Source organism: Micromonospora sp. ABR4_055 (genome assembly GCF_056160425.1).
This window is the reverse complement of sequence record NZ_JBSWXD010000264.1, coordinates 1-5,088: the sequence shown is the minus strand read 5'-3', so window position 1 is coordinate 5,088 and position 5,088 is coordinate 1. Positions and strand designations below refer to the sequence as shown.

2 protein-coding genes are annotated in these 5,088 nt (G+C 72.5%); both read left to right on the top strand.

The window, feature by feature from the left end:
• Positions 1-266: hypothetical protein (locus tag ACXAHD_RS31400; RefSeq protein WP_475055057.1), on the top strand; the 266-nt coding region annotated here is incomplete at its 5' end.
• Positions 263-5,088: DEAD/DEAH box helicase (locus ACXAHD_RS31395; protein WP_475055056.1), on the top strand; the 4,826-nt coding region annotated here is incomplete at its 3' end. The genes ACXAHD_RS31400 and ACXAHD_RS31395, both read left to right, overlap by 4 nt.

Genomic DNA, 5,088 nt, shown 5'->3' with positions numbered 1-5,088 from the left:
CCCTGCGGCCCGCACTGGCCGCCGCCGGCGGCCCGGCCGTCGACGCGGCGGTCGGGGCCCGGCAGTGCGGCCCCGGCTGGCCGGACCTGCCGGCACTGTCGCTCGCGTTCGCCTTCACCGCCCGGCTGATCGCCCGGGACCGACTGCCGGCCGCCCTGCTGACCCGGACCACAGCGCACCACGCGACCCTGGCCCGCCACGCCCCCGACCTGACCACCATCGACATCTTCCTCGCCGAACTCACCCTCACCGGAGACGCCGAATGATCCTGGATCCCCTGGCCACCAGCGACGACATCGTCGCCACCTATCAGCGGTACCTGCGCAGCCTGGTCGAGCCGAGAGATCCTCGGCTCGCCGCCGCACTGGACACCGCGATCGCCGACGCGATCAGCCAGGAGATCACCAAAGGACCACTGCTGGAAGCCACCCCGCCGTACCGCACCGGGCGCACCCCGCGTCAGCTCATCGACGCCGGGGCGCTGCACCCGGGCGTCGCCGCGCTCGGCGCCGGCCTGGCCCTGGACCGGCCGCTGTACCGGCACCAGGAACGGGCGATCGGCAAGGTACGGGCCGGGCGCAACGTCGTCGTCGCCACCGGCACCGGGTCGGGCAAGACCGAAAGCTTTCTGCTGCCGATCCTGGACCGGCTGATGGCGCAGCGGGCCGCCGGCACCCTCGGCCCCGGTGTCCGGGCGCTGCTGCTCTACCCGATGAACGCCCTCGCCAACGACCAGATGAAACGGCTGCGCACCCTGCTCGCCGGAGCCCCCGACATCACCTTCGGCCGCTACACCGGCGAAACCAGGCACACGCTGCGCGAGGCCGCCGAGGTCTTCGCCCACCAGCACCCCGGTGAGCAGCGGCTGCCCAACGAACTACTCAGCCGCGAACAGATGCAGGCCACGCCGCCGCATCTGCTGCTGACCAACTACGCCATGCTGGAATACCTGCTGCTGCGGCCACTGGACATGGACCTGTTCGAAGGCGACCACGCCGGCCACTGGCAGTTCATCGTCGTCGACGAAGCCCACGTCTACGACGGGGCGCGCGGCGCCGAACTGGCGATGCTGCTGCGTCGGCTCGTCGACCGGGTCGGTCAGGGCCGGTCCGTGCAGTGCATCGCCACCAGCGCCACCGTCGGCGGCGACCTGGCGGCCGTCGCCGATTTCGCCAGCTCCCTGTTCCCGGTGCCGTTCCAGCATGACCCGGCCGACGCCGCCGCGCAGGACGTCATCACCGCCGAACGGGTGGAGGTGCCGGCCGGGCCGGAATGGGGTCCACTGCCCGCCGCCGCGTACCGGCAGCTGCGCGAGGCCCCGTCGCCGGCCGCCGCCCTGCTGGAGCACGCCCGCCGCGACGGCGTGCCCGCCATGTCGGATGTGCCGGCTGCCTCGGCCGTGCCGGTCGGGTCGGCAGATGACGCCGCCGCCGCGGTGCTGGAGCAGGAGCAGCGGGTACGCCGCCTCAAACGGCTGCTTTCGCACGGGCCGATGCCGCTGCGTGAGGTCGCCAAGGCGCTGTTCCCCGACGCCGACCAGGCGGCCGTCACCGACCTCGTCGCACTCGCCAACGCCGTACACGACAGCACCGGCACCCCGGTGCTGTCCGCCCGCTACCACCTGTTCGCCCGCGCCACCGAAGGCGCCTTCGCCTGCCTCGGCGCGAACGGCCCGCACGTGAGCCTGACCCGGCACGAACGCTGCACCCACTGCGGCGACGCCGCCTTCGAGATCGGCACCTGCCGCCGGTGCGGCACCGAACACCTGGCCGGCACCGTCGAACGGGTCGGCAGCACCGCCGTCTTCCGGTCCCGCCGCTCCCGCGACGAACAACAGACCTGGCTGGCCCTCGTCGACGACGTGACCACCGACGAGGACGAGGAGACCCTGCAGACCAACAGCGTCGCCAAAGCCAGCGAGACCGGTGCGCTCTGCGCCCGCTGCGGGGTGTTCCAGGTCGGACCGGCCGGCAACTGCCCACAGTGCCCCGACAGCCGGATGCGTCCGGTGCGGTTCGTGCGGCAGAACGCCGAAGCACTCACCTCCTGCGTCGGCTGTGGCGGACGCGGCGACGGACTCATCCGGTTGTTCGCCAGCGGCAACGAGGCCTCCGCCTCGGTGCTCGCCACTGCCCTCTACCAGCGGCTGCCGCAGGCCACCGACGCGGCGCAGCAGGCCCGGCCCGGTGGCGGCCGCAAAGTGCTGCTGTTCAGCGACAGCCGCCAGTCGGCGGCCTACTTCGCCCCGTACCTGGAAGACTCCTACCAGCGGGTGCAGCGACGGCGGCTGCTGCGCGAAGGCGCGCTCGCCGCCGCGGCCCGGGGCGACGCCGAGATCCGGCTCGACGACGTCGTCCACGACACGGCGCGCGCCGCCGACCGCTACGGCATCTTCCAACGCCGCGACTCCGCCCAGGCCCGCCGCCGGCAGGTCGCCCTCTGGGCGCAGACCGAGATCGTCGGCGTCGACGAACGCAACTCCCTTGAAGGGCGCGGCCTGCTCGCCTGGGGAGTGTCCCGCGACCCCGCCTGGCGGGCACCCCAACCGCTGATCAGCCTCGGCCTGACCGAGGTGGAAGTGTGGGCGCTGCTCGACGAACTGCTGCGCTCCGTACGGCTGCAGGGAGCCGTCGCCGCCCCCGACGGGGTCGACCCGCGCGACGAGGCGTTCGCACCCCGCGTCGGGCCGATCTACCTGCGCGGCACCGGCTCCGACGCCCGCCGTAAGGTGCTGAGCTGGCTGCCGACCAGCGGCACCAACCGGCGGGTCGACTACCTGCGGCGGGTCCTCGCCCGCCTCGGTGTCACCGCCGACCCGCACCAGCTCCTCGACGGCATCTGGCGGCTGCTGACCGTCGGGCCGATGAGCGAACTGCTGCGGCCCAGCCTCGAACCCGGCATCGGGCAGGTCTACCAGCTCGACCATGAACTCATCACCTGCACGGTCCCGGGCGACGACCACCCGGTGTGGCAGTGCGGCACCTGCCGGCGGATCACCCCGTACACCGTCCGGGGGGTCTGCCCGACCATGAAGTGCGTCGGGGAGCTGGCCCGCTGGGTGCCGCCGCCGGCCGACGTCGACCACGACCACTACCGGTCGGTGTACCGGGATATGAACCCGGTGCCGATGCGGGTGCTCGAACACACCGCCCAGTGGACCAGCGAACAGGCCGCGAAGATTCAGCAGGAGTTCGTCCGGGGCGAGGTCAACGCGTTGTCCTGCTCCACCACGTTCGAACTCGGTGTCGACGTCGGTGAACTGCAGGCCGTCATGCTGCGCAACATGCCACCCACCACCGCCAACTACGTGCAGCGGGCCGGGCGGGCTGGCCGGCGCACCGACTCGGCGGCCCTGGTGCTGACCTACGCGCAGCGCCGGTCACATGACCTGTCCCGGTTCGCCGAACCGGACCGGATGATCGCCGGTGAGGTCCGGGCACCGTACGTGCCGCTGACCAACGTCCGGATCGACCGCAGGCACGCCCACTCGGTGGCCCTGGCCGCGTTCTTCCGGCACCACTTCCGCACCTACGGCACCATCTGGCGTACGGCGGGGGAGTTCCTGCTCGCCGGCGACGACGGCGTCGCGCCGGTGACGTTGGTCGCCGGCTTTCTCGATCCGGTGCCGGCGGAGATCGTCGAATCGCTGCACCGGGTCCTGCCGGCCGAAGTCCGCGACGAGATCGGCGTCGCCTCCGGCGACTGGGTCACCCACCTGGTCGGCCTGCTGGAGTCGGTCCGCGCCGAACTGCAGAACGACGTCGACATCTACGAGGAGAAACGGGCCGAGGCGTTCGCCGCCCGCAAGGACGACAGCGCGGCCCGGTTCGGCCGGGTGATGAAGACCATCACCGGCCGGGAACTGCTCGGCCTGCTCGCCAACCGCAACGTCCTGCCCAAGTACGGCTTCCCGGTCGACACCGTCGAACTGCGGCTCACCTTCGCCGACGACCAGATGTCCCGCCAACTGGAGCTGTCCCGGGACCTGTCGTCGGCGATCTACGAGTACGCCCCCGGTGCCGAGGTGGTCGCCGGTGGACAGACCTGGCAGTCGGCCGGGGTGTACCGGCTGCCCGGCCGGGACCTGGAACGGCGCCACTACGCCGTCTGCGCCGGCTGCGGCCACTACCGGGACTCGATCGAGCGGCTCGACCCGCAGTGCCCGGCCTGCGGCGCGCCGGCCACCGGCGTCCCCCGGCAGTACGCGGTGCCGGTGTTCGGGTTCGTCGCCGGCCGGTCCGGGGGCCGCCGGCCCAGCACCGCGCCCCGGCGCACCTGGCACGGCGCCACCCACGTGGTCTCCACCGGTGCCGAGATTCTCGAGGACAAGGTCGACCTGCCGGGCGGCTCCGTGACGGTCCGGGCCGGCTCCCGTGGCGAACTGATCGCCGTCAGCGACGGTGCCGGCGGAGCCGGTTACCTCATCTGCGACCGGTGCGGATTCGCCCAGTCCAACACCAGCAAAAAGCAGCGCCAGCACTCCAGCCCGCTCACCGGCCGGGACTGCCCGGGCCGGTTGGAACTGCTGTCGCTGGCCCACAAGTACCAGACCGACGTGCTCGACCTCAGTGTCGACAGCGCCGCGCTGGGCGGTATCGACGACAACGGTTGGCGGTCGCTCGCGTACGCGGTCGTTGAAGGGGCAGTGCAGGCGCTGGAGATCTCCCGCGACGACATCGACGCCACGGTGTACCGGACCGAAGCCAACCGCAGCGTGATCATGCTGTACGACACCGTGCCGGGCGGTGCCGGGCACGTGCAACGGATCGCGGCGCGGGTACGTGACGTCCTCGACGAGGCGCTGCGGCGGGTCCGCGACTGCGAATGCGGGGTGGAAACCAGCTGCTACCGGTGTCTGCGGGTGTTCCGCAACGACCGCTACCACGAGCACCTGCGTCGCGGTGTCGCCGCCGACGTGCTGGGTCGGCTGCTCGGCCGAGACGATCAGACCACTGTCGGGGCGCTGCGGGTCACCCTCGCCGAACACACGGCCGAGGGGGGGGGGGGGGGGGGGGGGGGGGGGGGGGGGGGGGGGGGGGGGGGGGGGGGGGGGGGGGGGGGGGGGAGGAGGGAAGTACAAGAGGAAGG